This window comes from Pseudomonas sp. Pc102 (assembly GCF_018408275.1).
GTDB classification, from domain to species: Bacteria; Pseudomonadota; Gammaproteobacteria; order Pseudomonadales; family Pseudomonadaceae; genus Metapseudomonas; species Metapseudomonas tohonis.
Map to the genome: position 1 here is coordinate 5,286,561 of NZ_AP021905.1, position 26,282 is coordinate 5,312,842.

General features: G+C 65.8%; 25 protein-coding genes and 1 pseudogene. 11 read left to right on the forward strand and 15 right to left on the reverse strand.

Annotated elements, in window-relative coordinates; translation table 11 throughout:
- Nucleotides 1–134: 134 nt before the first annotated feature.
- Both PHLH3_RS24180 and PHLH3_RS24185 read left to right on the forward strand, forming a co-directional pair.
- A complete protein-coding gene (locus PHLH3_RS24180; RefSeq protein ID WP_213626088.1) occupies nt 135–761 on the forward strand; it encodes a hypothetical protein in 627 nt (208 codons plus the stop codon).
- Between the two features lie 133 nt (nt 762–894).
- Complete coding sequence (locus PHLH3_RS24185; RefSeq protein ID WP_213626089.1) at nt 895–1,200, forward strand: hypothetical protein; 306 nt, start codon at nt 895–897, stop codon at nt 1,198–1,200.
- 66 nt (nt 1,201–1,266) lie between these two features.
- Here the strand turns inward: PHLH3_RS24185 and thrC are convergent, their stop codons facing one another.
- The 4 genes from thrC to xerD form a co-directional block, all read right to left on the reverse strand.
- Nucleotides 1,267–2,676, reverse strand: coding sequence for a threonine synthase (gene thrC, locus PHLH3_RS24190; RefSeq protein WP_213626090.1), 1,410 nt, complete (start codon nt 2,674–2,676; stop codon nt 1,267–1,269).
- 96 nt (nt 2,677–2,772) lie between these two features.
- Nucleotides 2,773–4,077: a homoserine dehydrogenase gene (locus PHLH3_RS24195; RefSeq protein WP_173172979.1), complete on the reverse strand. Its 1,305-nt coding sequence runs from the start codon at nt 4,075–4,077 to the stop codon at nt 2,773–2,775.
- Between the two features lie 122 nt (nt 4,078–4,199).
- Nucleotides 4,200–4,928, reverse strand: coding sequence for a thioredoxin fold domain-containing protein (locus tag PHLH3_RS24200; RefSeq protein ID WP_111263577.1), 729 nt, complete (start codon nt 4,926–4,928; stop codon nt 4,200–4,202).
- 142 nt (nt 4,929–5,070) lie between these two features.
- Entirely contained in the window at nt 5,071–5,967 is an 897-nt protein-coding gene (gene xerD / locus PHLH3_RS24205; protein ID WP_173172977.1) for a site-specific tyrosine recombinase XerD, read from the reverse strand.
- A 76-nt stretch (nt 5,968–6,043) separates the two neighbouring features.
- Here xerD and PHLH3_RS24210 point away from each other — a divergent pair, with 76 nt between their 5' ends.
- Nucleotides 6,044–7,876: a sodium:proton antiporter gene (locus tag PHLH3_RS24210; protein WP_213626091.1), complete on the forward strand. Its 1,833-nt coding sequence runs from the start codon at nt 6,044–6,046 to the stop codon at nt 7,874–7,876.
- 101 nt (nt 7,877–7,977) lie between these two features.
- Nucleotides 7,978–8,652, forward strand: coding sequence for a hypothetical protein (locus PHLH3_RS24215; RefSeq protein ID WP_213626092.1), 675 nt, complete (start codon nt 7,978–7,980; stop codon nt 8,650–8,652).
- Nucleotides 8,653–8,684: 32 nt separating this feature from the next.
- Here the strand turns inward: PHLH3_RS24215 and PHLH3_RS24220 are convergent, their stop codons facing one another.
- Nucleotides 8,685–9,116, reverse strand: coding sequence for an acyl-CoA thioesterase (locus PHLH3_RS24220; RefSeq protein ID WP_213626093.1), 432 nt, complete (start codon nt 9,114–9,116; stop codon nt 8,685–8,687).
- Nucleotides 9,117–9,574: 458 nt separating this feature from the next.
- Between PHLH3_RS24220 and PHLH3_RS24225 the strand changes: the two genes are divergently transcribed.
- On the forward strand, nt 9,575–13,204 hold the full coding sequence (locus tag PHLH3_RS24225; RefSeq protein ID WP_213626094.1) for a transporter substrate-binding domain-containing protein: 3,630 nt from the start codon (nt 9,575–9,577) through the stop codon (nt 13,202–13,204).
- 161 nt (nt 13,205–13,365) lie between these two features.
- Here the strand turns inward: PHLH3_RS24225 and rplS are convergent, their stop codons facing one another.
- The 5 genes from rplS to ffh all read right to left on the reverse strand — a co-directional run bounded on the left by rplS (nt 13,366) and on the right by ffh (nt 16,899).
- On the reverse strand, nt 13,366–13,716 hold the full coding sequence (gene rplS, locus PHLH3_RS24230; protein ID WP_111263571.1) for a 50S ribosomal protein L19: 351 nt from the start codon (nt 13,714–13,716) through the stop codon (nt 13,366–13,368).
- Nucleotides 13,717–13,758: 42 nt separating this feature from the next.
- Nucleotides 13,759–14,511 (reverse strand): tRNA (guanosine(37)-N1)-methyltransferase TrmD, encoded by a 753-nt coding sequence (trmD, locus tag PHLH3_RS24235; RefSeq protein WP_213626095.1) that lies wholly within the window; start codon nt 14,509–14,511, stop codon nt 13,759–13,761.
- A 10-nt stretch (nt 14,512–14,521) separates the two neighbouring features.
- Nucleotides 14,522–15,058 carry a ribosome maturation factor RimM gene (gene rimM, locus PHLH3_RS24240; protein ID WP_111263570.1) on the reverse strand — a complete coding sequence of 179 codons (537 nt, stop codon included), beginning with the start codon at nt 15,056–15,058 and terminating at the stop codon, nt 14,522–14,524.
- Between the two features lie 8 nt (nt 15,059–15,066).
- Nucleotides 15,067–15,318: a 30S ribosomal protein S16 gene (rpsP, locus tag PHLH3_RS24245; protein ID WP_021220791.1), complete on the reverse strand. Its 252-nt coding sequence runs from the start codon at nt 15,316–15,318 to the stop codon at nt 15,067–15,069.
- 204 nt (nt 15,319–15,522) lie between these two features.
- Nucleotides 15,523–16,899, reverse strand: a complete 1,377-nt coding sequence (gene ffh, locus PHLH3_RS24250; protein ID WP_111263568.1) for a signal recognition particle protein — start codon at nt 16,897–16,899, stop codon at nt 15,523–15,525.
- Nucleotides 16,900–17,056: 157 nt separating this feature from the next.
- On the opposite strand from ffh, the gene PHLH3_RS24255 reads away from it, so the two are divergent.
- From PHLH3_RS24255 to PHLH3_RS24265, 3 genes and pseudogenes are all read left to right on the forward strand, one after another.
- The gene (locus PHLH3_RS24255) at nt 17,057–17,857 is read left to right on the forward strand and encodes an inner membrane protein YpjD (RefSeq protein WP_213626096.1); all 801 of its coding nucleotides are present in this window, start codon (nt 17,057–17,059) and stop codon (nt 17,855–17,857) included.
- Nucleotides 17,858–18,017: 160 nt separating this feature from the next.
- Nucleotides 18,018–18,680, forward strand: a pseudogene (locus tag PHLH3_RS24260) (transporter associated domain-containing protein); the annotation flags it as partial.
- Nucleotides 18,681–18,967: 287 nt separating this feature from the next.
- Nucleotides 18,968–20,281, forward strand: coding sequence for an MFS transporter (locus PHLH3_RS24265; protein ID WP_213626098.1), 1,314 nt, complete (start codon nt 18,968–18,970; stop codon nt 20,279–20,281).
- A 4-nt stretch (nt 20,282–20,285) separates the two neighbouring features.
- On the opposite strand, the gene PHLH3_RS24270 is transcribed toward PHLH3_RS24265, so the two are convergent.
- The 5 genes from PHLH3_RS24270 to PHLH3_RS24290 form a co-directional block, all read right to left on the reverse strand.
- Nucleotides 20,286–21,062: an SGNH/GDSL hydrolase family protein gene (locus PHLH3_RS24270; protein WP_213626099.1), complete on the reverse strand. Its 777-nt coding sequence runs from the start codon at nt 21,060–21,062 to the stop codon at nt 20,286–20,288.
- Nucleotides 21,059–22,240 (reverse strand): formate-dependent phosphoribosylglycinamide formyltransferase, encoded by a 1,182-nt coding sequence (gene purT / locus PHLH3_RS24275; protein WP_213626100.1) that lies wholly within the window; start codon nt 22,238–22,240, stop codon nt 21,059–21,061. Before purT ends, PHLH3_RS24270 begins: the two co-directional genes overlap by 4 nt.
- 62 nt (nt 22,241–22,302) lie before the next feature.
- Nucleotides 22,303–22,503, reverse strand: coding sequence for a DUF1289 domain-containing protein (locus PHLH3_RS24280; protein WP_213626101.1), 201 nt, complete (start codon nt 22,501–22,503; stop codon nt 22,303–22,305).
- Nucleotides 22,503–23,027 (reverse strand): gamma carbonic anhydrase family protein, encoded by a 525-nt coding sequence (locus PHLH3_RS24285; protein ID WP_173172946.1) that lies wholly within the window; start codon nt 23,025–23,027, stop codon nt 22,503–22,505. Before PHLH3_RS24285 ends, PHLH3_RS24280 begins: the two co-directional genes overlap by 1 nt.
- 22 nt (nt 23,028–23,049) lie before the next feature.
- Nucleotides 23,050–23,652, reverse strand: a complete 603-nt coding sequence (locus PHLH3_RS24290) for a CoA pyrophosphatase (RefSeq protein WP_173172944.1) — start codon at nt 23,650–23,652, stop codon at nt 23,050–23,052.
- Between the two features lie 147 nt (nt 23,653–23,799).
- Between PHLH3_RS24290 and PHLH3_RS24295 the strand changes: the two genes are divergently transcribed.
- From PHLH3_RS24295 to PHLH3_RS24305, 3 genes are all read left to right on the forward strand, one after another.
- Complete coding sequence (locus PHLH3_RS24295; RefSeq protein WP_173172942.1) at nt 23,800–24,354, forward strand: NUDIX hydrolase; 555 nt, start codon at nt 23,800–23,802, stop codon at nt 24,352–24,354.
- Between the two features lie 40 nt (nt 24,355–24,394).
- Nucleotides 24,395–24,898 carry a L,D-transpeptidase family protein gene (locus PHLH3_RS24300; RefSeq protein WP_213626102.1) on the forward strand — a complete coding sequence of 168 codons (504 nt, stop codon included), beginning with the start codon at nt 24,395–24,397 and terminating at the stop codon, nt 24,896–24,898.
- 107 nt (nt 24,899–25,005) lie between these two features.
- Nucleotides 25,006–26,228, forward strand: a protein-coding gene (locus tag PHLH3_RS24305; protein WP_213626103.1) for an IS3 family transposase whose coding sequence is annotated in 2 segments (ribosomal slippage) — nt 25,006–25,369 and nt 25,369–26,228 — 1,224 coding nt in all. Because the reading frame shifts where the segments join, the coding sequence is not laid out codon by codon here.
- Nucleotides 26,229–26,282: the final 54 nt, after the last annotated feature.

Below are 26,282 nucleotides of genomic sequence, written 5' to 3' on the forward strand. Positions count from 1 at the left end.
GTCGGGCAGGCTCCCGGGCTGAAGCCCGGGCTACGATGCGCACAATTACTCGGCAAAGTGGCCGTTCCTGCTCCATCATCAACGCCAGCCCAGGCAGGGGCCGGGGCGACGACGGAACCAAGGAGACAGGGACCATGATCAATTTCAACGTGCATTTCGATGTAGAGGACATGGAGGGGAAAACCGTTCTGGTCTTCCTCAAGCCGCAGAACCCTCAGCGCGACTACGACATCCATGCCTGGCGGGTGCTGACCGGTTCGGCGGGGTCCACGGAGCAATTCAGCTACGAGGACCAGATCGAGACCGATCTCTCCAGCTCGGGCGATACCCCGGATGAGCAGATCATCTCCGCACGCGTGGCCGTCCAGCCCGGCCAGTTGCTGCAGGCGGTCAGCCCCGGCGGGCTTTCTCCGCACCTGCAACCGGCACCGACATCGCTGGCGCAGCAAAAGCTCACCCCGCAGCAGTGCGGCGTGATCAACCAGACCAACCCCTTCATCCAGTTCACCTGCAACTGGTATGTCGGCGGCCATCCGGTGGTGAGCATGCCCAAGGTGGACCTGAACATGACGGTGAGCTTCGAGATGGTGCCGGGCCAGTTCTACTTCATGGTGGCCTCCGCACCGCTGGCGGGGCAGACCTATATCGTGCAGAACTTCTCGGACATGACCCAGTACGTGGCGCCCATCACCGCCACCGAAGTGGACGTGAACCTCACCCGCCCTGGCGGCTTGTGGACCTTCGAATTCAGCGCCAGCTGAAGCGGCCCGGCGAGCGATCGCGGGGCTTGCCGGTTGCATCTGTGAACGGCCATCAATCGGCAATGGGGCGGGGACTGGCCCATGATCAGTGCCCGCCCCGTGAAGGGGCTCGATGGACATGGGAAGCAGGGATATGAAATACCAAATCGAGATCCGCAATGAGAGCCCGCTGGACAAGGATTTTATGTTCTTCCAGAAAATCCCCCACGGGCAGAACGACCCTCTGAGCACCGCCTGGAAGGTGATCAACGAAACGCGGCCCACCCTCAGGGAGATCGACTACCGTATCGACTTCAATATCCATCCGTCCTACAACCCCGGCAAAGTGCCTGTGCTCGCACCGGTGGACGGGACACCGTGGGTGATCTCGTTCCAGCCGGAGAACGGTATGCCGACGTTGCCGGAACAGGACGCGGAGGGGAAAGAGAGCAGCGACTGACCCGGGCGGGAGAAACGAAAAAGCCCCTGGCGATCACTCGCCAGGGGCTTTTCATTGCCGCTTAGGTCAGAGCGGCTTGCCGCGGTTGCCGTGGGCGGCGACGAAGCCCTGGATGGTCTTCAGGTCGTTGGCCAGGACGGTGCAGCGCTCCTCGCGCTGGAACAGGTCGGAGAGGTGCGGCGGCAGGGCCGGGACCGCTTCGATGCCGGCCTTCTCCACCGCTTCCGGGAACTTGACCGGGTGCGCGGTGCCGAGGGTGACCATGGGGATGGACGGGCTGCGGCGGCATTCACGCGCGGCGCGGACGCCGATGGCGGTGTGCGGGTCCAGCAGCTCGCCACATTCCGCGTAGACCTCGGCGATGGTTTCGCAGGTCTGCTCGTCGGTGACGGCGAGGGAGTCGAACAGCTTGCGCGCTTCGGTCCAGCGGTCTTGCTCGACGCTGAAGCCGCCGCCCTGGCGGAAGGTGTCCATCAGGCCGGCGATGGCGGCGCCGTTGCGGCCGTGCAGGTCGAACAGCAGGCGCTCGAAGTTGGACGAGACCATGATGTCCATGGAGGGCGACAGGGTCGGGTGCAGGGTGTCCTTGACGTACTGGTTGCCGCTCATGAAGCGGTGCAGGATGTCGTTGCGGTTGGTGGCGACGATCAGCTGGCTGATCGGCAGGCCCATGTTGCGCGCCAGGTAGCCGGCGAAGATGTCGCCGAAGTTGCCGGTGGGCACGGAGAAGGCCACGGAGCGGGCCGGGCCACCGAGCTGCAGGGCCGCGTGGAAGTAGTAGACGATCTGGGCCATGATCCGCGCCCAGTTGATCGAGTTGACCGCGACCAGGCGGGTGCCCTTGAGGAAGCCCTGGTCGGCGAAGCTCGCCTTGACCATCTCCTGGCAGTCGTCGAAGTTGCCTTCCACGGCGATGTTGTGGATGTTCTCGCCGAGGATGGTGGTCATCTGCCGGCGCTGCACCTCGGACACACGGTTGTGCGGGTGCATGATGAATATGTCGACGTGCTCGCAGGCCTTGCAGCCTTCGATGGCGGCCGAACCGGTGTCACCGGAGGTGGCGCCCATGATCACGACGCGCTCGCCGCGCTTGGACAGCACGTGGTCGAGCAGGCGGCCCAGCAGCTGCAGGGCGAAATCCTTGAAGGCCAGGGTCGGGCCGTGGAACAGCTCCAGCACCCATTCGTTGCCGTTCAGCTGGCGCAGCGGCGCCACGGCATTGTGGGCGAAGACGCCGTAGGTCTCCTCGAGGATCTTCTTGAAGTCGGCGTCATTGATGCTGCCGGCAACGAACGGGCGCATCACGCGGAAGGCCAGCTCGTGGTACGGCAGGCCGGACCAGGAGGCGATCTCCTCGACGGTGAAGCGCGGCAGGTTTTCCGGTACGTAGAGGCCGCCGTCGGTGGCGAGGCCGGCCAGCAGCACGTCTTCGAAGTTCAGGGCCGGGGCCTGGCCGCGGGTACTGATATAGCGCATGGGTACAAACCTTCGGTTTGAGCGGCAAGCTGCAAGTTTCAAGCTGCAAGCGGTACGCCCACTTGCGGCTTATGGCTTGGAGCTTCCCGCTCCAAATTAATTGAGCTGTTCGACGCGGATGCGGACTACGCTGCCGGCCACGTCGTCGAGGGCTTCCAGTGCGGCGATGGCGTCGTTAACGCGCGCTTCGACGACCCGGTGGGTAACCAGGATCATCGGCACCAGTCCGTCCTGCTCTTCGACTTCCTTCTGCATGATGGATTCGATGTTGATGCCGCGCTCGGACAGGATGGTGGCCACCTGGGCCAGTACGCCCGGGTGGTCCTTGGCCTGGATGCGCAGGTAGTAGGCGCTCTCGCAGGCGTCGATCGGGAGGATCGGGTGGTCGGACAGCGAATCCGGCTGGAAGGCCAGGTGCGGTACGTGGTTCTCCGGGTCGGCGGTCAGCGCGCGGACCACGTCGACCACGTCGGCGACCACGGCGGAGGCGGTGGGCTCCATGCCGGCGCCGGGGCCGTAGTAGAGGGTGCTGCCGGCGGCGTCGCCGTTGACCATGACGGCGTTCATCACGCCGTTGACGTTGGCGATGAGGCGGTCGGCCGGGATCAGGGTCGGGTGCACGCGCAGCTCGATGCCCTTGTCGGTACGACGGGCCACGCCCAGGTGCTTGATGCGGTAGCCCAGGGCCTCGGCGTAGTTGACGTCAGCGCTGGTGAGCCTGGAGATGCCTTCGGTGTAGGCCTTGTCGAACTGCAGCGGGATGCCGAAGGCGATGGAGGCGAGGATGGTCAGCTTGTGGGCGGCATCGATGCCTTCGACGTCGAAGGTCGGGTCGGCTTCGGCGTAGCCCAGTGCTTGCGCTTCCTTGAGCACGTCGTCGAAGGCACGGCCTTTCTCGCGCATCTCGGTGAGGATGAAGTTGCCGGTGCCGTTGATGATGCCGGCCAGCCAGTTGATGCGGTTGGCGGACAGGCCCTCGCGGATCGCCTTGATCACCGGGATGCCACCGGCGACAGCGGCCTCGAAGGCGACGATGACGCCCTTCTCGCGCGCCTTGGCGAAGATCTCGTTGCCGTGCACGGCGATCAGCGCCTTGTTGGCGGTGACCACGTGCTTGCCGTTGTCGATGGCCTTGAGCACCAGGTCGCGGGCCAGGGTGTAGCCACCGATCAGTTCGATGACGATGTCGATTTCCGGGTTGTCGACCAGCTCGAAGATGTCTGCGGTGATGGGGGTGGTACCGGTTTCACACTTCGGATTGGGGCGACGGGCGGCAATCTGGGCAACCTCGATTCCACGCCCGGCACGGCGGGCGATCTCCTCGGCGTTGCGTTTGAGTACGTTGAAGGTGCCGCCACCGACGGTCCCCAGGCCACAGATGCCTACTTTTACCGGCTTCACGCTGAACTCCCCATCTTCACTGCGAAAAACGGCCGGGCATGGTCCCGGCCGTGGAAAAGAGCCGCACTTTACGAAGCGGCTGATTTTTGGTCAATCGATGTGATGCGCGCCGGGAGCCCGTGTTACTTGGCTTCCAGGGCGATCTTGGCCAGCTGCGGAGCCGGTTGGTAGCCCGGGATCATCTGGCCGTTGCCGAGGACGATGGCCGGCGTGCCGTTGACGCCGATCATCTGGCCCAGCTCGAACTGCTTGGCCACCGGGTTGTTGCAGGTGGCGGCAGGGAGTTCCTCGCGGGACTTGGCCTTGTTCATCGCGGCCTGGCGGTCCTTGCTGCACCAGACGCTGACCAGGCTGTTGTAGCCGTGGCTGCCGATGCCCTGGCGCGGGAAGGCGACGTAGCGCACCTCGATGCCGCGGCGGTTGAGCTCGGGCACTTCGCTGTGCAGTTTCTGGCAGTAGCCGCAATCGGTGTCGGTGAACACGGTGATGTGCGCCTTGGCCGGCTCCTTGGGCGCGAAGACCACCATCTCGCTCTCGGGGATGGCGTTGATCTCCTTGGCGATGGAGCGGCTTTCGGACTGCTCGGTGAGGTTCACCGGCTTGCCGTCCTTCACATGATAGAGGTAGCCCTGCATCAGGTACTGGCCGTCGGCGCTGGTGTAGAGCATGCGACCGCCCTTGAGTTGCACCTGGTAGATGCCGCTCATGGGGCTTTCACCGATGGATTCGATGGGCAGGCCCAGCTCGAGGCCGTCGAGGGTCTTGCGGATGGCCTGGTCCGGATCGTCGGCAAGGCTGAAGGTGCTGACCAGGCCAAGGGCCATGGCTGCGAAAAGTCGGGTCACGCGCATGGTTACTCCTGTGGAGCGGCGACATTCGGGCGGATGCCGAAGATTATCACAGAAGCCCCGCGGCACCGCGCCAGAGAGCCGAACGGAGGTACGGCGGGGATGTCCGGTGCGCGCAGGGGGCCAATCGGGCGGGACGCGCGGCTCAGCCACGAGGATGGTGCTGGGCGTGCAGGTCCTTGAGCCGCGCCTGGGCGATGTGGGTGTAGATCTGCGTGGTGGACAGGTCGGTGTGCCCCAGCAGCATCTGCACCACGCGCAGGTCGGCGCCGTGGTTGAGCAGGTGGGTGGCGAAGGCGTGGCGCAGGGTGTGGGGCGACAGCGACTTGGCGATACCGGCGACCTTGGCCTGGTGCTTGATGCGGTACCAGAAGGTCTGCCGGGTCATCTGCTCGCCACGCTGGCTGGGGAAGAGCACGTCGCTGGGCTTGCCGTCGAGCAGGAAGGGCCGCGACTCGCGGACGTAGCGCTCGATCCAGGCGATGGCTTCCTCGCCCAGCGGGACCAGGCGTTCCTTGCTGCCCTTGCCGAAGACCTTGACCACGCCCTGGCGCAGGTTGACCTGCTCCAGGGTCAGCCCCACCAGCTCGCTGACCCGCAGGCCGCAGGCATAGAGGACCTCGAGCATGGCGCGATCGCGCAGGCCGATGGGGTCGTCCAGCTCCGGGGCATCCAGCAGCGCTTCGACGTCGGCCTCGGACAGCGACTTGGGCAGCGGCCGCCCGAGCAGCGGCAGGTCCACCTGCAGGGTCGGGTCCTCGGCTATCAGGCCCTCGGCCAGGAGAAAACGATAGAAGCCACGCGCACCGGAGAGGAAGCGTGCGGTGGAGCGCGCCTTGTAGCCCTGTTCGAGGCGCCAGGCCAGGTGGTCGAGGATCAGGTCGCGACCGGCGTGCTGCAGGCTGGCTCCGCGCTCCACCGCCCAGGCGTTGAAGTGCGCCAGGTCGCTGCGGTAGGCGGAACGGGTATGGGGCGAGAGGCCTTTTTCCAGCCACAGGGCGTCGAGGAAACGGTCGATCAGGGGGTGGTCGAGGGCAGGCATGGCGGAACGCTGACGGGATGAACGGCGTCTAGTCTTCCACAAGCGTCCCGCCCTTCACCAGCGACAAGGAGTCCTGATGGACGAAACCGCAATCCTCCTCGCCCTCGGCGGCATCGGCCTGGCCGCCCTCGGCAGCCAGTGGCTGGCCTGGCGCCTGCGCCTGCCGGCCATCCTCTTCCTGCTGCTTTCGGGCATTCTCGCCGGGCCGGTGCTGGGGGTGCTGGACCCGCAGGCGCTGTTCGGCCCGCTGCTGTTCCCCCTCACCTCCCTGGCAGTGGCGCTGATCCTCTTCGAAGGCAGCCTGACGCTGCACCTCTCCGAGTGGAAGGAAATCGGCACCGTGGTGCGCCGCATGGTCACCCTGGGCGCGCTGGTGACCTGGGCGGTGATCGCGCTGGCAACGCACCTGCTGCTGGGCTTCGCCTGGGACCTGGCGCTGCTGTTCGGCTCGCTGACGCTGGTCACCGGGCCGACGGTGATCGTGCCGATGCTTCGCGTGGTGCGCCCGCGCAGCTCCATCGCCAACATCCTGCGCTGGGAAGGCATCGTCATCGACCCCATCGGCGCGCTGCTGGCGGTGGTGGTGTTCAGCTTCATCGTCAGCCGCGACCAGGGCGGCTGGAGCCAGAGCCTGGCGACCTTCGCCAGCGTGATCGCCTGCGGCTGCCTGCTCGGTGCATTCGGCGGCTGGGCCTTCGGTACGGTGCTGCGGCGCCACTGGCTGCCCGAGTACCTGCAGAACCTCGCGGCCCTGGCCGCAGTGCTGGGCGTGTTCATCGGCGCCAACCTGCTGGTGCACGAATCCGGCCTGCTGGCGGTGACGGTGATGGGCATGGGCCTGGCCAACATGCGCGGAGTGGATATCAAGCCGATCCTGCACTTCAAGGAGAACCTCAGCGTGCTGCTGATCTCCGGGCTGTTCATCCTCCTCGCCGCGCGCCTCGACCTGGCGGCGCTGATCGCCCTGGGGCCGGCGACGCTGGTGCTGCTGGCGGTGATCCAGTTCATCGCGCGGCCGCTGAACGTGGCGCTCTGCACCCTCGGCTCGCCCCTGGGCTGGCGCGAGCGCGCGCTGCTGGCCTGGATCGCGCCGCGGGGAATCGTCGCCGCGGCGGTGTCGGCGATCTTCGCCCTGCGCCTGCAGCAGCACGGCAATGACCAGGCCCACCTGCTGGTGCCGCTGACCTTCCTGGTGATCATCGGCACCGTGGTGCTGCAGAGCGCCACGGCCCGCCCGCTGGCGCGCCTGCTGAAGGTCGCGGAGCCGGCCCCGGCGGGCTTCCTCATCATCGGCGCCAACCCCGTGGCACGGGAGATCGGCAAGGCGCTGCAGCAACTGGGCAGCCGCGTGCTGCTCACCGATTCCAGCTGGGAGAACATCCGCGCCGCACGCATGGACAACCTGCCCACCTATTTCGGCAACCCCACCTCGCAGCACGCCGACGCGCACCTCGACCTGGTCGGGCTTGGCCACCTGCTGGCGCTCTCCCCTTCCAGCGAGATGAACGCCCTGGCCTGCATGCGCTTCCGTCACGACTTCCCCGCCCTGCGCCGCTTCACGCTGCCCAGCGGCGCGGAGAGCCGGCGCACCGACAAGCACCGGGCCAGCGACCAGGTGCGCGGGCGGCCGCTGGGCTCGCCGGCACTGAGCTACCCGCAGTTCGCCAGCAAGCTCAGCCGGGGCGCGGAGATCCGCACGACCACCCTGACCACGAGCTTCGACTGGAACGCCTACCGGGCCCTGAACGGCGACCAGGCGGTGCTGCTGCTGGCCCGTGACCCGCGCGGCTGGGTGCACCTGGCGAGCGCGGAGGCGCCCCTGAAACCGGAGGCCGGCTGGAGCCTGGTGGCGCTGGTCGAGAAAGACGGCCAGGCGGCTGCGAGGCACGGCGAGGAGGCTACGTCCTAGGCACATGGACAGGCGGTCATGTAAGCCTATCCTTTGTTTGGTGACAGCCTCTTCCTACGGGAGGATGATTTCACCTTGCCACCACTCCACCGGTCACCCCCATGTCCAATCAGCAGAAATCACGCCTTGGCCAGATCCTGGTCAACAAGGGACTGATCACCAGCCAGCAGCTGGACGCTGCCATCAAACTCCAGCTGACCAGCAACAAGCGTCTCGGCGAGGTGCTGATCGAACAGGGCCTGCTGAGCCGCCGGCAACTCGACCGGGCCTTGAAGAAACAGAGCAATCTGCGCCTCGCCGCGACCCTGGTAGCAGCGCTGATGAGCCCCTTCCAGATGGCCAGCGCCGACATCCAGCAGACACCCAGCGCCATCAGCCAGCAGCACACGCCCAAGGGCCTGCGCCCGCTGAGCGACGCCGAGATGAGCGATGTGAGCGCCCAGGGCCTGGATGAGGTGCTGCAGGGTCTGTTCGTGCAGGCCGAAGGCGGTGACGGCATCGCCACGGTGAAGGCCTTGAGCCGCCTGGTGATGCCGGTGCTCGACAGCCTGGAAGCCGAAACCTCGATGAAGGACGTGGTCTACGACACCCGCCACATGCGCTCGACCGTCAACCCCGACGGCTCGATCAACGTGCGCCTGCCCAGCTCCATCGGCGAGCTGCGCTTCGACAATGTGCGGGTCGCCGGCGCGCCGCAGGGCCAGAGCTTCGGCAGCCTGACCCTGAGCAACATCGACCTCTCCCAGGCCTCGCTGAAGATCGCCCTGCGGCACTGACGGTACCGCCGACCGGGACGGGTTAGCGTGCCTCAGGCAGCCTCTTCGGCGGCGACCGCCGATTCCGGCAATACCGGAACCGGACGCTTCTGGTCGTCGATGGCGACGAAGCTGAACACGCCGGTAATGGCCTTCTCGCGGCCGTTCTCGTACATGCTCTCGACGAACACCTCGACCTCGACCTTGAGGCTGGTGTTGCCAACCTTCACCACGCGCCCGACCAGCTCGACGATGGAACCGGCGGGAATAGGGTGCTTGAAATCGATGCGATCGGTGGAAACCGTCACCAGCGGCAGGCGGCAGAAGCGCGTCGCGCAGATGAAGGACACCTCGTCCATCCAGGCCAGCGCCGTGCCGCCGAACAGGGTGTTGTGGTGGTTGGTGGTCGGCGGGAACACCGCCTTGGTCACGCGGCTTTCGGACAAGGCTGTGCGCCGGGCGATTTCTTGCTCTCTCGGGGTCATGCCACTACTACCTGAATGAAACCCAATGTGGCTGCCACCCGTGCGGTGTCTGTTGTCGTTGTTGTGCGCGGTCGGACGGGCAGATCGGTTCCCGATGGCCGCAGTTGACGGCCATTTCGTGGGAAAAGCCGTGGGGCGTGCCCCTGCGGCGGCGCGATTATTCCACAGCCCGCTCCACCCCGCAGCCTCACCTCTCGTACTCCGCGCCAGGGCGAAAGGGCCTTTCGCGCCTCGCTCACCGCTCCCTTCCCGGAAAGGCAACGCCCCTGGATGCCGGCGACCCCAGAGCCCTGCCCATCGGCCTTCAGAGCATCCCTTGTAGGAACCATGCGCAACCACCTGGGGACATTTCCCAAGCAGCATTTGCGGTGGCTCCAGCGTGAGCGGAATGGGCTATTTTCCGCTGCCACCCCAGTTCGACCCGGCGGTTCCCGCAACCCCGCCAATAAGGAAGCCCCATGCACAGAACGCGACTCGCCCGCACGCTGCCAGGCGTCCTCGTCGGCGTGCTCCTCGCCGGGCTGACAGCGAACCTCCCGGCCGGGGAACAACTCCCCCTCCTCGGCCGCCCCCTGGCCACCGATGCCAAGGCCGAACTGGATCTCGAGGACTGGCGCTGGTTGCGGGACAAGCGCGAGCTGCGCCTGGGCATCGGCAACGACCTGCCGCCGTTCGACATCACCACCAGCGGGCGGGATTTCGAGGGCCTCACCGCCGATGTCGCCGGGGTCATCGCCGACAAGCTCGGCATCGACATCAGGGTATTGCGCTACTCCAGCCGGGAAGAGGCACTGCGGGCCCTGGAAGAGGGCCGTGTCGACCTGCTCAGCGCTTCCAACTCGTTCGAGACGAACAACCGCCAGTTGCTGCTCAGCGACACCTACGCACCCGACCAGCCGGTGCTGGTCAGCCGCGACGACGAGCGCCGGCCGCTGTCACCGGGATTGGTGGGCATGCACCTGGTGATGTCCGCCGACTACCAGCCGGTGGAGCGGATCCGCGCCCACTATCCGTTGGCGCGGGTCAGCACCGCGGTCGACCCCCGCTCCGCCCTGCGCGCGGTGGCCCTGGGCCGCGCCGATCTGTACCTGGGCGACCTGGTGGTGGCGAACTACCTGCTCAACCAGAGCCAGGCCGGCCCCCTGCGACTCGCCGGCTACAGCAAGATACCCAGCGGCGGGTTCGGCTTCGCCATGCGCAATGACCAGCCGGAACTGCGCAAGGTGGTGAACGCCGCGCTGGCCAGCATCCCGCCGGAACGCCAGAGCGAACTGCTCAAGCGCTGGAGCGGTGGCAACGGCCCGCTGCTGTCGGACGCAAGCCTGGTGTTCACCCAGCAGGAGCAGCGCTGGCTGCTGCAGCATCCGGTGCTGCGCATCGCCACCTTCGGCAACCTGTCGCCTGTGAGCTTCTTCGACAGCGATGGCAACTACCACGGCATCACCGCCGACGTGCTGGACCAGGTGCGCATGCGCACCGGGCTGCGCTTCGAGATCATCCGCACCAGCAGCCAGAAGGAGATGATTGAGAAGCTCAGGTCCGGCGAGGCCGACCTGATAGGCGCACTGAACCCGGCGATCGAGAACGTGCAGGGGCTGGCCTTCACACGTCCCTACATGAACGCGGGACTGGTCATCGTGAGCCGCCGCGACAACGTCGATTCGGCGGAGCTGGAATCGCTGGACGGCAAGCGCATCGCAACGCCCCGCGACCCGCGACTGCACCAATGGCTCCACGAGCACTACCCCCGTGCCGTACCCGTGGAGCTGGACTCGATGCATGAGGCGCTGACGCTAACGGCCGAGGGCAAAGTCGATGCCAGCATCATTCCGGGCACCGTGGCCGAGCATCTGGTGCAGCGCTTCTTCGACGAGCAGCTGTGGATATCCGACGTGGTGCCGCAGTTGCTCGAAGCCACCGCCTTCGCGCTCAGGCGCGGTGACCTGGAGCTGCTGTCGGTACTGGACAAGACGCTGGTCAACATCCCACCGGACGAACTGGGGGTACTGGTCAACCAGCGCTGGCGCTCCACGGTGGAGGTGGCCAGGCCGACCTGGCGCGACTACGAGCGGCTCATCTACCAGGTGGGGGGCGTGGTCGGGCTGCTGCTGAGTGTGTCGCTGGTCTGGAACATCTACCTGCGTCGCCAGATGCAGCTGAGGGCGGCCGCCGAGCATGCGCTGAACGACCAGTTGCAGTTGATGGAGACCCTGATCAACGGGACCCCGCACCCCATCTATGTACGCGATCGCGACAACCGCCTCCTGTTGTGCAACGACAACTACCTGGCAGCACTCTCCATCGACCGCGAAAAGGCGATCGGAGCGCTGCCGCTGGAGGGCATCTTCGACGACGACGGTTGCACCCCGCATCTGCTGGAGGACTACCGTCGCGTGATGGAAAGCGGAGAAAGCCTGCAAGCCGACCGCCGGCTGAAGCATCCAGACGGGCCATTCAGCATCTTTCACTGGATCGAGCCCTTCCGCGACTCCCGGGGCATCATCCGGGGCGTGGTCGCCGGCTGGATCGACATAACCGAACGCCTGCGCCTGGTGGCCGACCTGCAGGAGGCGAAGGAACGTGCCGATGAAGCCAGCCGCGCCAAGAGCACGTTCCTCGCGACCATGAGCCATGAGATTCGCACGCCGATGAACGCGGTGATCGGCATGCTCGAACTGGCCTTGCAGCGCGCCGACCAGGGGCAGTTGGACCGCCCGGCCATCGAGATCGCCCACGACTCGGCCAATGGCCTGCTGGAGCTGATCGGCAACATCCTCGACATCGCCCGCATCGAATCCGGTCGCCTGACACTCAGCCCAGTTCGCTGCAACCTGCGCGAACAGGTGGAGGACGTGGTACGCGTCTTCGACGGCCTGGCTCGGCAGAAGAACCTCTCCCTGGAACTGGAGTTCGACCCGAGGGCTTGCGTCGAGGTACTGCTGGACCCGGTGCGTTTCAAGCAGGTGCTCTCCAACCTGGTGAGCAACGCCATCAAGTTCACCGAGCGCGGCCGGGTAGGCCTGCGGATATCCGGACAGCCCTGCCAGGACAAACGCCTGGAGCTGACCGTGCAGGTTGAGGACAGCGGCCCGGGCATCGAGCCGGATGAGCTCGCTCAGCTGTTCCAGCCCTTCAGCCAGGGGCGCCACCAGGGCACCAATACATTGGGCGGAACCGGACTGGGGCTGGTCATCAGCCGGACACTCTGCGAAATGATGGGCGGCAGCATCGACATGTCCAGCAAGCCCGGCAAAGGCACCTGCGTGACGGTGCAACTGACCCTGCAGGTGCTCACCCCCCTGCCCCGCATCGACATGCCATCGGTTGCACGGATCACCGCTCCCGAGCGACGCCTCGACATCCTGGTGGTGGACGATCACCCGGCCAACCGCGAGTTGCTCAAGCAGCAATTGCTCTTTCTCGGCCACCGGGTCTGCGACGCCCAGGATGGCGCCGGCGGGCTGGAGCTCTGGCAACGGCAGCGCTTCGACCTTGTGATCAGCGATTGCAACATGCCGGTCATGAACGGCTACGACCTGGCCCGCGCGGTGCGCCAGCAGGAACGGCGCGACGCGCTGGCACCCTGCCGCTTCATCGGCTACACCGCCAACGCACAGAACGAGGAACACGAGCGATGCCGCCAGGCGGGCATGGATGCCTGCCTGTTCAAGCCCATCAGCCTGGCTGACCTGGCCGCCCTGCTGGCCGGCATGGAGCCGCAGGCCAAGGTTCCCGAACCCTTGCCCTCTCCCTGCGACCTGCGGGAGTTCGAGTACCTGGCCGGCCGCGACCCGGCGCTGCGCACCCGCCTGCTGGACACGCTGCTGCGCAGCAACCAGAGCGATCTGGCGTTGATGCGGGACTTCATCGACAAGGGCGACAGGCCGGCGATCGCAGAGGTGGCGCACAAGATCAAGGGGGCCGCGAAGATCGTCCAGGCACATCCCCTGATCAGCCATTGCGAGGCACTGGAAGCCTTGTGCGAAAACCACGCGAGCGATGACGCGCTGGCCGCGCAGTTCACCGAGCTGCAATTCGAGCTGGAACGCCTGGAATGCTGCCTGGCGGAAGTCATGGACAACGCTTGAGCCCCGAACCGCAACCCAGGGCAGGCGTGATCGGGCGCAGGCTCGGACGGCACGCCTGGCTGCCCTCGCACAGCAGAGGCTCGACGGGCGAGCCGACTTTCCCGCGCCCAATGAAAAGCCCGCCGCGGTTTCCCGGGGCGGGCTTCTGAGGGAAGCGGTACTTAGACCAGCTTCTCCTTGATGCGAGCTGCCTTGCCGGACAGGTCGCGGAGGTAGTACAGCTTGGCCTTGCGCACGTCACCGCGGCGCTTGACGCTCAGGCTGTCGACCAGCGGGGAGTAGGTCTGGAAGGTACGCTCTACGCCAACGCCGTTGGAGATCTTGCGCACGGTGAAAGCACTGTTCAGGCCGCGGTTGCGCTTGGCGATGACAACACCTTCGAAGGCCTGCAGACGCTGACGGTCGCCTTCCTTCACTTTCACTTGCACGATCACGGTGTCGCCGGGGGCGAAAGCCGGGATCTCTTTGTTCATTTGTTCAGCTTCGAGTTGCTGAATGATCTTGTTGGTCATCGCTGCGCTCCTAAGACAAGCCGCCGGCCTGCCATCGATACGTTAACTATCGTCCCGCTGGCGGATGTATTCCGCCAACAGCTTCTTCTCTTCTCCAGAAAGCGAGCGGCTATCCAGAAGATCGGCACGACGTTCCCAGGTCCGACCAAGGGACTGCTGCAAACGCCAACGCCGGATGTGTTCGTGGTTGCCACTGAGCAACACATCGGGAACACGTTTGTCCGCATACACCTCGGGTCGGGTGTAGTGCGGGCAATCGAGGAGACCGTCCGTGAAGGAGTCTTCCTCTGCGGAGTCCGCATGGCCCAGCGCGCCGGGCAACAACCGCGTCACCGCGTCGATCAGCACCATTGCCGGCAGCTCACCGCCGGACAATACGTAGTCGCCAATCGACCATTCCTCGTCGACGTGCTCTTCGATGAAGCGCTCGTCGATACCTTCGTAGCGACCGGCGATCAGAATCAGGGATTCCGACTGGACCAGTTCGCGCACGGCCTCCTGCTTGAGCTGGCGGCCCTGCGGCGAAAGGTAGATCACCTTCGCCTGCTCCCCTGCCGATGCCTTGGCTGCTGCCAGGGCCCGCTCGAGGGGCTGTATCTTCATCACCATCCCCGGGCCACCGCCGAAGGGCCGGTCGTCCACCGTCTGGTGGCGGTCCTCGGTGAAGGTCCGCGGGTTCCAGCAGGTCAGCTTGAGCAGACCCTGCTTTACCGCTCGGCTGGTGATGCCGTATTCGCTGATGGCGGCGAACATCTCCGGAAAGATGCTGATGACCTCGACCTGCATGCTTTTCATGTCATGCAGCTCAGAAGTCAGCGTCCCAGTCCACCCGCATCTCGCCTGTTTCCAGGTCGATCGCCAGCACGCATTGCTCCGTATAGGGCAACAGGCGCTCACGGTCATCGAGGCTGCCGGTGCAGGGCTTGACCACCATCACATCGTTGGCGCCGGTCTCCAGCAGATGATCGACCTTGCCGAGCAGTTGCCCTTGCTGGTCGATGACCTTGAGACCTTCCAACTGATGCCAGTAGTACTCGTCATCACTGAGTTCCGGCAGCTCGCTGCGGGGCACGCAAATGTCGAAGCCCGCGTAAGTACGAGCGACTTCGCGATCATCGAGACCCTTCAGCTTTGCCACCAGGACCTTGCCATGCAAGCGTCCACTGGCCAATTCGACCTGCTTTACCTCGTTGTCACGCCTGAGCGTCCAACGGCGGTAATCGAGCACGTTATCCAGCGGGTCGGTAAAGGAATACACCTTCACCTCGCCACGTACGCCATGCACCGAGAAAATCTTGCCGAGAACGATGAGATCCTCGGCCTGTGCCGGCGTCGTGCTCATAAAGTTGCTTAGGCAGCAGCCTTGGCAGCTTCCTTCAGCAGCTGAGCAACGCGCTCAGACGGCTGGGCGCCCTGGCTCAGCCAGTAGGTGGCGCGCTCCTGGTTCACGGAGAGCTTCACTTCAGCACCCGAGGCGACCGGGTTGAAGAAGCCGATACGCTCTACGAAGCGACCGTCGCGCGCATTGCGGCTGTTGGTCACGGTCAGGTGATAGAAGGGGCGCTTCTTGGAGCCGCCACGAGCAAGACGGATGGTTACCATTGAACTTCGTTCCTATAGTCGGTGCTTTTCAAGCTGTGCACACACATGGGCCATGGGCCCGAAAGGCCGTATATTCTAAGGATTATCCGGCCGATTGCAAATCTCTTTTGCGAGCCACCTGTCGGTGGCCGCTGCAAGCCACAGGTTTCAAGCCACCAGGCGCTCAAGAGCCACCCGCCGGCCATCGCCTCGCGCGCCTTTCAATCACATCTTCGGCATGCCGCCGCCGGGGAACATGCCACCCATGCCGCGCATCATCTTGGCCATGCCGCCCTTGGCGGTGACCTTCTTCATCATCTTCTGCATCTGCTTGTGCTGCTTGATGAGGCGGCCGACATCCTGCACCTGGGTGCCGGAGCCGAGCGCGATGCGGCGCTTGCGCGAGCCACTGATGACTTCCGGGTCGCGGCGCTCGGCGGGGGTCATCGAGTTGATGATGGCCTCCATCTGCTTGAACTGCTTCTCCGCCGCGCCCTGGGCGTTGCCCATCTGCGCCAGGTTGACGCCACCGAGCATCGGCAGCTTGTCCATGAGGCCGCCCAGGCCGCCCATGTTCTTCATCTGCTGCAGCTGGTCACGGAAGTCCTCGAGGTCGAAGCCCTTGCCCTTCTTGATCTTCTTCGCGAGCTTCTCGGCCTTGTCGCGATCCATGTTCTGCTCGGCCTGCTCGATCAGGCTGAGCACGTCACCCATGCCGAGGATGCGCGAGGCGATGCGGTCCGGATGGAAGGGATCGAGCGCTTCGCTCTTCTCGCCCATGCCGAGGAACTTGATCGGCTTGCCGGTGATGGCGCGCACCGACAGCGCGGCACCGCCACGGGCGTCACCGTCGACCTTGGTCAGCACGACACCGGTCAGCGGCAGCGCCTCGCCGAAGGCCTTGGCGGTGTTGGCGGCGTCCTGGCCGGTCATGGCGTCGACCACGAACAGCGTCTCGACGGGCTTGATCGCGGCATGCAGCGCCTGGATCTCGGCCATCATCTCGCCGTCGATGTGCAGGCGACCGGCGGTGTCCACCAGCACCACGTCGATGAATTTCAGCTTGGCCTCGCGGATCGCCGCCTCGGCGATGTCCACCGGCTTCTGGCTGATGTCGGAGGGGAAGAAGGTCACGCCGATATCGGCGGCCAGGGTTTCCAGCTGCTTGATCGCCGCGGGACGGTAGACGTCGGCCGAGACCACCAGCACGGACTTCTTCTTGCGCTCCTTGAGGAAGCGCGCCAGCTTGCCGACGGTGGTGGTCTTGCCCGCGCCCTGCAGGCCGGCCATGAGCACGACGGCGGGCGGCGCGGCGGCCAGGGACAGGTCCTCGTTGGCCGCGCCCATCAGCTCGATCAGCTCGGCCTGGACGATCTTCACGAAAGCCTGGCCCGGCGTCAGGCTCTTCGACACCTCGGTGCCGACGGCGCGCTCCTTGACCTTGTTGACGAAGTCCTTGACCACCGGCAGGGCGACGTCGGCCTCGAGCAGGGCCATGCGGACTTCGCGCAGGGTGTCCTTGATGTTGTCCTCGGTCAGCTTGGCCTTGCCGGTGACATGGCGCAGCGTCTGTGAGAGGCGGTCTGTAAGATTTTCGAACATGCACGTTCCTTTCAGGTTCGTCCGAACCGAGGGTGAGCTTGCGGCAAGCGGCGGATTATAGCGAAGTGCGGGCTGCGCCGACACCGCCTGCGGTCTTTCGTGAGCGCCCCCATCTGTGCCAAACTCAGCGCCTTTCGGGCTTGCCTTACAAGGACTTATGCACCCTCTGCTGCCCAGCCTCCTGGCTGCCTTCCTCTACGCGGGCGCCACCACCTACCAGGGCCTGCGCCTTCGCCAGCGCGCCGCGCCGGACAAACGCCTGCTCGTGTCGCTCGGCGCCCTGGCACTCGTCGCCCACGCGTTCAGCCTATATATCCAGCTGATCACACCGGTGGGCCTGACCCTCGACTTCTTCAACGCCGCCAGCCTGATCGCCGCCGCCGTGATCCTCCTCACACTGCTGGCCATCTCGCGGATACCGGTGGAGAACCTGCTCCTGCTGCTTCTACCACTGGGGCTGCTGACGGTGCTCCTGGCCGCCTTCGCCCCCTCCGGGACGGTGCAGGCGATCGATGAGGAGCCCGGCATCCTGGCGCACATCCTGCTGTCGATCCTGGCCTACGGCATGCTCACCATCGCCGTGTTCCAGTCGCTGCTGCTGCTGCTCCAGGACCACCAGCTCAAGCACAAGCATCCCTCCGGGCTGATCCGCAACTTCCCGGCGCTGCAGACGATGGAGAGCCTGCTGTTCGGCTTCCTCTGGGCCGGCTGGGCCCTGCTGTCGCTGTCGCTGATCTCCGGCTGGCTGTTCGTCGAGAACCTGTTCGCCCAGCACCTGGCCCACAAGACCATCCTGTCGTGCATCGCCTGGGTGGTATTCGCCGTGCTGCTGTGGGGCCGCCACCAGTTGGGCTGGCGCGGACACAAGGCCATCCGCTGGACCCTGGCGGGCTTCTGCCTGCTGATGCTCGCCTACTTCGGCAGCAAGCTGGTCCGCGAATTCATCCTGCACATCTGAGATGCCCATCGACGGATTCACCGCCGGCCTGCTGCTCGGGCTGTTGCTCGCCTGCCTCGCCGGCTCGGTGCTGGCCTGGAGCCTGTCGCGCCGGCGCCGCCAGCCGGTGCAGGTCGACCCCGAAGCAACGCCACGCCTGCCCTCCACGCTGACCGAGGCCCTGCAACGCGTCACCATCGCCGCGATCATGGTCCCGCGCAGCGAGATCCAGGGCGTCGACATCAGCCAGCCGCCGGAGCGCATCCTCGAGCAGTTGCGCACCGCCACCCACACGCGCCTGCCGGTGTACCGCGAGGACATCAATCAGATCGAGGGCATCCTGCATATCCGCCAGGTCGCCCGCCTGCTGCCCCAGGACGGTGTCAGCGCCGAAGACCTGCTGGCGGCCTGCCGCGAGACCTACTTCGTGCCGGAAAGCACCCCGCTGCTCACGCAGCTGGTGAACTTCCAGAAGGAACAACGCCGCGTCGGCATCGTGGTCGACGAATACGGCGACGTGATCGGCCTGGTCAGCCTGGAGGACATCTTCCAGGAGCTGATCGGCGAGTTCGGCAGCCTTGATGACCTTGCCCCCAACCCGGCGATCCAGCCCCAGGAAGACGGCCGCTTCGAGCTGGACGGTTCCCTGCACCTGCGCGAACTCAACCGCGTGCTCGGCTGGCACCTGCCCTGCGAGGGGCCCAAGACCCTCAATGGCCTGATCACCGAAGCCCTGGAGCAGATTCCCGACGCCAGTGTGTGCCTGAAGATCGGCCCCTACCGCCTGGAGATCCTGCAGTCCGGCGAGAACCGCGTGCAGCGCGTGCTGGCCTGGCGCGCCTGAGCCTCCCACGGCCCTGGCCGAGGCCCCTTGCCGTGGTTTTCCAGCGCTTTCTATAATCCGCCCGGGCCCACCCCGCCCATCCGGCCGCCGCGGCTACCCGCCCACGCGCCACCGGCCAGCCAGCGGCCGCCTGAGAACCACCTGCCACGGCCCCACAGGCCCGTCCGCAGCCCGCAAGGCCCCTGATCCGGCGACCCGCCGTATCACCCCCTTCCCTCAGCACAACACGACAGCCACGAGATTACGTCGGGCCGTGATGGCCGCGACGACCGACAGGGGACCAACAGATGACCACCGCCACCTTGAGCGACAGCGCAGGCGCGCCAGCGGCCAATTCGCCAGCCCGCGTCGCCACCGCCAGCTTCATCGGCACCGCCATCGAGTTCTACGACTTCTATATCTACGCCACGGCTGCGGCCCTGGTGATCGGCCCGGTGTTCTTCCCGCAGACATCCGGCACCGCACAGATGCTCTCGGCCTTCCTCACCTTCGGCATCGCCTTCCTCGCCCGGCCACTGGGTTCGGCGCTGTTCGGCCACTTCGGCGACCGTATCGGGCGCAAGTCGACGCTGGTGGCCTCGCTGCTGCTGATGGGCGCCTCCACCACGCTGATCGGCGTACTGCCGGGCTACGACGCCATCGGTGCCTGGGCACCGATCCTGCTGTGCCTGTTGCGCTTCGGCCAGGGCCTGGGCCTGGGCGGTGAATGGGGCGGCGCAGCCCTGCTGGCCACCGAGAACGCCCCGCCCGGCAAGCGCGCCTGGTTCGGCATGTTCCCGCAACTCGGCCCGTCGATCGGCTTCCTCGCCGCCAATGGCCTGTTCCTCACCCTGGCCCTGAGCCTGAGCGACGAGCAGTTCCGCGCCTGGGGCTGGCGCATCCCCTTCCTGCTCAGCGCCGTATTGGTGCTGGTCGGCCTCTACGTGCGCCTGAAGCTGGCGGAGACGCCCGTCTTCGCCAAGGCCATGGCCCAGCAGGAGCGGGTGAAGATGCCGGTGATCGAAGCCTTCGGCAGCCACTGGCGCCCGATCGTCCTCGGCGCCCTGGCGATGGTGGTGTGCTACGCGCTGTTCTACATCTCCACCGTGTTCTCCCTCAGCCACGGCGTCGCCAGCCTCGGCTACAGCCGCGAAAGCTTCCTCGGCATGCTCTGCTTCGCGGTGCTGTTCATGGCGGCGGCCACCCCGCTCTCGGCCTGGCTGAGCGACCGCTTCGGGCGCAGGCCGGTGCTGATCGTGGGCTGCTCGCTGGCGATCCTCTCCGGCTTCGCCATGCAGCCACTGCTGACCCAGGGCTCGACCTTCTCGGTCACCCTGTTCCTCAGCATCGAACTGTTCCTGATGGGCGTGACCTTCGCCCCGATGGGGGCGCTGCTGCCGGAGCTGTTCCCCACCCACGTGCGCTACACCGGTGCCTCGGCGGCGTACAACCTCGGCGGCATCGTCGGGGCGTCGGTCGCGCCCTTCTTCGCCCAGAAGCTGGTGGCCATGGGCGGGCTCTCCTGGGTCGGCGGCTATGTATCGGCTGCGGCGGCGCTCAGCCTGCTGGCGGTGCTGTGCCTCAAGGAAACCCGCGACGGCGACCTCGGCGCGGTGCGCTGAAACCTCAGGCTCCTGCCGCTTCCTCGAGGAGTCGGCAGTCGGCCCGCCCCACCCTCCCCGCCCGCACGATCCACTCTGCCAGCAAACCGCCCCAGACACGACAGCCCAGCTGCGAGGGGTGGTAGCCGTCCATGGCCAGGAAATCCGCCTGCATGGCGATGGACGCGGCACAGTGCTCGGCGTCCAGCTCCTCGGCCAGCGTGCGCACCTGCTCATCGAGCAGCCGCGCGCGCCAGCCCAGCAGGCGACGCAGCAGCCAGGGCAAGGCGCTGAAGTGCTGCAGCGGCGGGACGGCTGCGAACACCACCTGGGTGCCGCGCTCGATGAAGGGTGACGCCAGCCGCCGCAGGGACTCGCGCCAGTCGCGGGTGGAGCTGAAGTGGGTGGTGTCGTTGACGCCGAAGACCAGCAGCAGCAGGTCCACGGGCTCGTTCCGCACCTGCGGCAGCAGGCGCTCGCAGGCCTCGCCCGCAGTGATGCCGTTCTCGCCACAGGCACGCCAGGCGACGGGGCGCTGCAACTGCTGTGAAAGAGCGGTCGCCAGTTGCCCCGGCAATGCCAGTTGCAGGCAGGAGACACCGACACCAGCGACCGTGGATTCGCCGATCAGCAAAACGCGCAGGGGCTCGCCCGGATAGTCCGCGCCCGCCAGCCCGTGGTCAGGACCGGCGGCGGGAGACAGGCGCAGGGCGGTGCGCCTGGTATACAGGGCCTGGGGCAGTACCAGGGGCATCAGCGCCAGCGCCGATGCCCACCAGAGCAACCCGGCCCCTCGGCTCACAGCTTGACGTCGACGGCCTGGGCCGCGCGGGTCGCCTTGGCGCGGGCCAGGTCGGTGGACTCGTCCCGGGCCAGGGCCACGCCGAGGCGGCGCTGGCCATCCACCGCCGGCTTGCCGAACAGGCGCAGAGCGGTGTCAGGCTCGGCGAGGGCGGCCGAGAGGTTGCCGAAGCTCATCTCGGTGGACTTGCCTTCCACCAGGATCACCGCCGAGGCGGACGGGCCCGACTGGCGGATCACCGGGATCGGCAGGCCGAGGATGGCACGGGCGTGCAGGGCGAACTCGGAGAGTTCCTGGGAGATCAGGGTGACCAGGCCGGTGTCGTGCGGGCGCGGCGACACTTCGCTGAACCATACCTGGTCCCCCTTGATGAACAGCTCCACGCCGAACAGCCCGCGACCACCGAGTGCCTCGGTCACGGCCTTGGCCACGCGCTCGGACTCGGCCAGGGCCTTGGGGCTCATCGCCTGGGGCTGCCAGGACTCGTGGTAGTCGCCCTTCACCTGGCGGTGGCCGATGGGTGCGCAGAAGGTGGTACCCCCGACGTGGCGCACGGTGAGCAGGGTGATTTCGTATTCGAAGTCGATGAAGCCCTCGACTATCACGCGGCCCTTGCCGGCACGGCCGCCTTCCTGGGCGTAGTCCCAGGCGTACTGCAGGTCGTCGTCGCTCTTGAGCACCGACTGGCCCTTGCCGGAGGAACTCATGATCGGCTTGACCACGCAGGGGTAGCCGACGCTGGCGACGGCGGCGCGGTAGTCCTCGAAAGTGTCGGCGAAGTGGTAGGGCGAGGTCGGCAGGCCCAGTTCCTCGGCCGCCAGGCGGCGGATGCCCTCGCGGTTCATGGTCAGCTGCGCGGCGCGGGCGGTGGGGATCACGGTGTAGCCTTCGGCCTCCAGCTCCACCAGGGTCGCGGTGGCGATGGCCTCGATCTCCGGCACGATGTAGTGCGGCTTCTCCAGCTCGATGACCCGGCGCAGGGCCTCGCCGTCGAGCATGCTGATGACGTGGCTGCGATGGGCGACCTGCATGGCCGGCGCGTTCTCGTAGCGATCGACGGCGATCACCTCGACGCCCAGGCGCTGTAGCTCGATCACCACTTCCTTGCCCAGCTCGCCAGAGCCGCAAAGCAGTACACGGGTCGCGCTCGGCGACAGCGGGGTTCCAATACGGGGCATCGGTGTTTCCTCGAAAGATGAAAGGTATTCACGCGGCCGGCGACCGAGGGCCGCCGGCTTCTTCAATGGGGCTGGATCAGGAACTGGCCACCGGCCCGCGCGCGCTCCATGCAGCGCACCAGCACCTCGCGGCGCTCGGTGTTGTCCATGCGGCCCCAGCGGGTGATCTCCTCGACGCTGCGTTGGCAGCCGGTGCAGATGTCGTCATCGTCCAGCGCGCAGACATGCACGCAGGGCGAGGCGACGGGGCGTTCGCGTTCCATCAGTCTTCCTGTTCGACCAGTTCCCGTGCATAACGCTGGGCGTTGTGCACGTAGTGAGCGGCGCTGCCCTCGAGCATCTTCTTCTGCTGCTCGGTCAGCTCGCGGACTATTTTACCGGGCGAGCCCATCACCAGCGAGCCGTCTGGGATTTCCTTGCCCTCGGGGATCAGGGCGTTGGCGCCGATGATGCAGTACTTGCCGATCCTGGCACCGTTGAGGATCACCGCGTTGATGCCGATGAGGCTGTAGTCGCCGACGGTGCAGCCGTGGAGCATGGCGTTGTGGCCGATGGTGACGCCTTTGCCGATGTTCAGCGGGAAGCCCATGTCGGTGTGCATGACGGTGCCATCCTGCACGTTGCTGTTCTCGCCGATATGGATGAGTTCGTTATCACCACGCAGCACGGCGCCGAACCAGACACTGGCTCCGGCATCCAGGCGGACCTTGCCGATCACCGCTGCGTCGGGGGCGATCCAGCTCTCGGGATGGGTTTCGACACGGGCATTGCCCAGGCGGTATTTCATCAGGCGCTCCTCGAAACGGGGCTCAGTTGAGTTTGACGAAGGTAGCCGGCGGCTCGCGCATCTCGATGCCGGCATCGAAGACCAGGTTGACCAGCTCCACCACCATGATCGCGGTGAGGCCCCAGATCTTGTACTGGCCGAACTGGTAGCTGGGCACGTACCAGCTCTGGCCGAGGTAGTCGATGCGGTGGGTCATCTCGCGCGGGTCGCTGCGGAAGAACTCCAGGGGCACGCTGAAGACCGAGTCGATCTCGCCGTCGTTGGCCTTGTACTCCACGTAGTCGGGCACGAAGCCGACGTAGGGCGTGACCTGGATGCCATGGCGCGAGACCAGGGTACTGAGCGGGCCGATGACCTCGACCAGGCCGGGCGGCAGGCCGATCTCCTCCTCCGCCTCGCGCAGGGCGGTGTGGATCAGGTCGCGGTCCTCGGGGTCGCGACGGCCACCTGGGAAGGCCACCTCGCCACCGTGGGTGGACAGGCCGCTGGCGCGCAGGGTGAGCACCAGCTCGGGTTCGGCGCTGCGGGTGATGGGCACCAGCACCGCCGCCTCGGGGAAGGAGCGGTCGGTCACCAGCGTCTTCGGGGAATAGCTCCGCACGCGGCGGTGCAGGTCATCCAACATGGATATTCTCGGCTTTTATTCTGCCGGGCATCATGGCACGAACCCGCAGGCCGCCCAACCCCCGAGCCGACGTTCGCAGCCCCCGTCCCGCTTGCCGTGGGGCCCCCAGCCGCGCCAAGATTGCGCCCTCGACCCCGAGGATTCCCGATGAAGTTCTGCAGCCAGTGCGGCGGCCCCGTGATCCAGCGCATCCCCGAAGGCGACAACCGCCTGCGCCATGTCTGCGAGCTATGCCACACCATTCATTACCTGAACCCGCGCATCGTCGCCGGCTGCGTGCCGGTCTGGGGCGAGCAGGTGCTGCTGTGCCGCCGCGCCATCGAGCCGCGCAAGGGCTACTGGACCCTGCCCGCCGGCTTCATGGAGAACGGCGAGACCATGGAACAGGCCGCCGCGCGTGAAACCGCCGAGGAAGCCTGCGCACGGGTACGCGACCTGCAGCTGTACACCCTGTTCGACCTGCCGCACATCAGCCAGGTCTACACCTTCTTCCTCGCCCAGCTGGTCGACCTGGACTTCGCCGCCGGCGAGGAAAGCCTCGAAGTGAAGCTGTTCCACGAACGTGACATCCCTTGGTCCGAGCTGGCTTTTCCGACTGTCGGACGTACCTTAGAATGCTACTTCGCCGACCGTATCGAGCAGGTCTATCCGGTCCGCAACGAGCCGTTGGCACCCTTGCTGGCCTACTACAAGAAAGCCTGAACGCACTGCCGAATTCGAACACTCTGGGGATGCTGTAGAAATGCGCTGGTTGCTCCTTGCCTTCATCTTTTGCTTTACCTCCCTGTCCCACGCCAGCGCCGCCCCCAGCCTCGAAGGCAAGGGCATCGACAAGGTGCTGGTGGTCAAATCCGAGCGCAAGTTGTTGCTGATGAACCGCGGCAACATCCTCAAGAGCTACCGCATCTCCCTGGGCAAGCAGCCCAAGGGGCCGAAATTGCGCGAAGGCGACCAGCGCACGCCCGAGGGCTTCTACTGGATCGACTGGCGCAAGACCAGCGACAAGTACAACCTGGCGATGCACATCTCCTACCCCAATGCCCGCGACTCCCTGCAGGCGCGCCAGAAGGGCGTGCCCGCCGGGGGCATGATCATGATCCACGGCACCCCGCTGGACGAGGAATACCCCGAGTGGTACTTCCACACCCTGGACTGGACCGAGGGCTGCATCGCCATGAAGAACGCCGACATGCGCGAGATATGGAACCTGGTGAAGGACGGCACGCTGATCGAGATCCGCCCCTGAGGGACCGAACGGCAGGCATGAAAAGGCGCCCCAGGGCGCCTTTTTTCATTCAGTTGTCCCGTCCTGAATAAGGTTTACACCTTCGCCCTTATTTCAGGAGAACCCCGATGGCAGAAGGTATCCGTCGCAGTCAGCGTGATTACACGCAGGCTTTTAAACTGGCAGTGGTCGATCAGGTCGAAAAAGGCGAAATGAGCTACAAGGAGGCTCAGGCTCGCTACGGCATCCAGGGCCGATCGACGGTGCTGGTGTGGTTACGCAAGCATGGCCGGCAGGACTGGAGTCAGGGAGCTTCCATTCGATCCGCCAGGAGCAAGCCGATGTCCGAACCCAACCTGCCACTGACGCCGGAGCAGCGCATCAAGGAGCTGGAGCAGCAGCTGGAAGTCATGAGCCAGAAGGCCCAGTTCTTCGAGGCGGTCGTGACTGTACTGAAGAACGACTACGGCGTATCCGTTGTAAAAAAGCGTCCCGGCAAGTCCTCACGCAAAGGCAAGTCCCGGCGCTGAGCGTTAGCAGGGCTTGCCAGTTCATGGGCTTGAGTCGCCAAGCCTATTACCAGCGCAACCGCTCGGCGGACCGGCGTTCCGAGCAAGATTCGCTGATTGCCCAGGTCGTGCGTGAGGTACGGATGCGGCAGCCCCGTCTGGGAACGCGCAAGTTGCATTTTTTGCTGCAGGATCAGGCCAGGATCGCGTTCCATGTGGGCCGGGATCGCCTGTTTAGGGTGCTGGCGGAGCATCGCCTGCTGGTCAAACCCAAGCGGGCGTATCACAAGACCACCCACAGCTTTCACCGGTTCTATCGTCATCCGAATCTGCTCAAGCCAGGGCCACAGCAGGTGTTGCCCTACGCCCCGGAACAGGTATGGGTGGCGGACATCACCTATTTGCCGAGCCAGAGCGGTCCGCTGTACCTGAGCCTGGTCACCGATGCCTATTCGCGCAAGATCGTCGGCCATCACGTCCACGACAGCCTGCATGCCGAGTCGGTGGCCCGAGCCTACAGCCAGGCGCTGCGGTACCGCACGACGCGGAATCCCCTGGTGCATCACTCCGACCGAGGCATCCAGTACTGCTCGGAGCTGTACCAGCGCCTGCACGCGCAGCACGGGGCAACCTGCTCGATGACCGATGGTTACGACTGTTACCAGAATGCGCTGGCTGAGCGCGTCAACGGCATCCTGAAGAACGAGTTGCTGGAGCACCCTCCCACCGACCTCGGACAGGCGCGCCGCATGGTGCGCGAAGCCGTCGATATCTATAACCGGGAGCGGCCTCACCTGGCTCTGAAATACAAAACACCCGATGCGGTACATCGGACGTTTTGAGGTCTGGAGCCTGGCCTGAAAGGTGTAAACCTATTTCAGGACTAGACAAGTGGT

What these genes read in the sequence shown, in the direction of transcription:
- PHLH3_RS24300 (WP_213626102.1), top strand. Translation starts at nt 24,395, where the DNA reads ATGCGCTGGTTGCTCCTTGCCTTCATCTTTTGCTTTACCTCCCTGTCC.
- rplS (WP_111263571.1), bottom strand. Translation starts at nt 13,716, where the DNA reads ATGACCAACAAGATCATTCAGCAACTCGAAGCTGAACAAATGAACAAA.
- PHLH3_RS24290 (WP_173172944.1), bottom strand. Translation starts at nt 23,652, where the DNA reads ATGTTGGATGACCTGCACCGCCGCGTGCGGAGCTATTCCCCGAAGACG.
- ffh (WP_111263568.1), bottom strand. Translation starts at nt 16,899, where the DNA reads ATGTTCGAAAATCTTACAGACCGCCTCTCACAGACGCTGCGCCATGTC.
- xerD (WP_173172977.1), bottom strand. Translation starts at nt 5,967, where the DNA reads ATGCCTGCCCTCGACCACCCCCTGATCGACCGTTTCCTCGACGCCCTG.
- PHLH3_RS24210 (WP_213626091.1), top strand. Translation starts at nt 6,044, where the DNA reads ATGGACGAAACCGCAATCCTCCTCGCCCTCGGCGGCATCGGCCTGGCC.
- thrC (WP_213626090.1), bottom strand. Translation starts at nt 2,676, where the DNA reads ATGCGCTATATCAGTACCCGCGGCCAGGCCCCGGCCCTGAACTTCGAA.
- PHLH3_RS24255 (WP_213626096.1), top strand. Translation starts at nt 17,057, where the DNA reads ATGCACCCTCTGCTGCCCAGCCTCCTGGCTGCCTTCCTCTACGCGGGC.
- trmD (WP_213626095.1), bottom strand. Translation starts at nt 14,511, where the DNA reads ATGAAAAGCATGCAGGTCGAGGTCATCAGCATCTTTCCGGAGATGTTC.
- PHLH3_RS24285 (WP_173172946.1), bottom strand. Translation starts at nt 23,027, where the DNA reads ATGAAATACCGCCTGGGCAATGCCCGTGTCGAAACCCATCCCGAGAGC.
- PHLH3_RS24280 (WP_213626101.1), bottom strand. Translation starts at nt 22,503, where the DNA reads ATGGAACGCGAACGCCCCGTCGCCTCGCCCTGCGTGCATGTCTGCGCG.
- PHLH3_RS24295 (WP_173172942.1), top strand. Translation starts at nt 23,800, where the DNA reads ATGAAGTTCTGCAGCCAGTGCGGCGGCCCCGTGATCCAGCGCATCCCC.
- PHLH3_RS24215 (WP_213626092.1), top strand. Translation starts at nt 7,978, where the DNA reads ATGTCCAATCAGCAGAAATCACGCCTTGGCCAGATCCTGGTCAACAAG.
- PHLH3_RS24265 (WP_213626098.1), top strand. Translation starts at nt 18,968, where the DNA reads ATGACCACCGCCACCTTGAGCGACAGCGCAGGCGCGCCAGCGGCCAAT.
- rimM (WP_111263570.1), bottom strand. Translation starts at nt 15,058, where the DNA reads ATGAGCACGACGCCGGCACAGGCCGAGGATCTCATCGTTCTCGGCAAG.
- PHLH3_RS24225 (WP_213626094.1), top strand. Translation starts at nt 9,575, where the DNA reads ATGCACAGAACGCGACTCGCCCGCACGCTGCCAGGCGTCCTCGTCGGC.
- PHLH3_RS24200 (WP_111263577.1), bottom strand. Translation starts at nt 4,928, where the DNA reads ATGCGCGTGACCCGACTTTTCGCAGCCATGGCCCTTGGCCTGGTCAGC.
- rpsP (WP_021220791.1), bottom strand. Translation starts at nt 15,318, where the DNA reads ATGGTAACCATCCGTCTTGCTCGTGGCGGCTCCAAGAAGCGCCCCTTC.
- PHLH3_RS24220 (WP_213626093.1), bottom strand. Translation starts at nt 9,116, where the DNA reads ATGACCCCGAGAGAGCAAGAAATCGCCCGGCGCACAGCCTTGTCCGAA.
- purT (WP_213626100.1), bottom strand. Translation starts at nt 22,240, where the DNA reads ATGCCCCGTATTGGAACCCCGCTGTCGCCGAGCGCGACCCGTGTACTG.
- PHLH3_RS24185 (WP_213626089.1), top strand. Translation starts at nt 895, where the DNA reads ATGAAATACCAAATCGAGATCCGCAATGAGAGCCCGCTGGACAAGGAT.
- PHLH3_RS24180 (WP_213626088.1), top strand. Translation starts at nt 135, where the DNA reads ATGATCAATTTCAACGTGCATTTCGATGTAGAGGACATGGAGGGGAAA.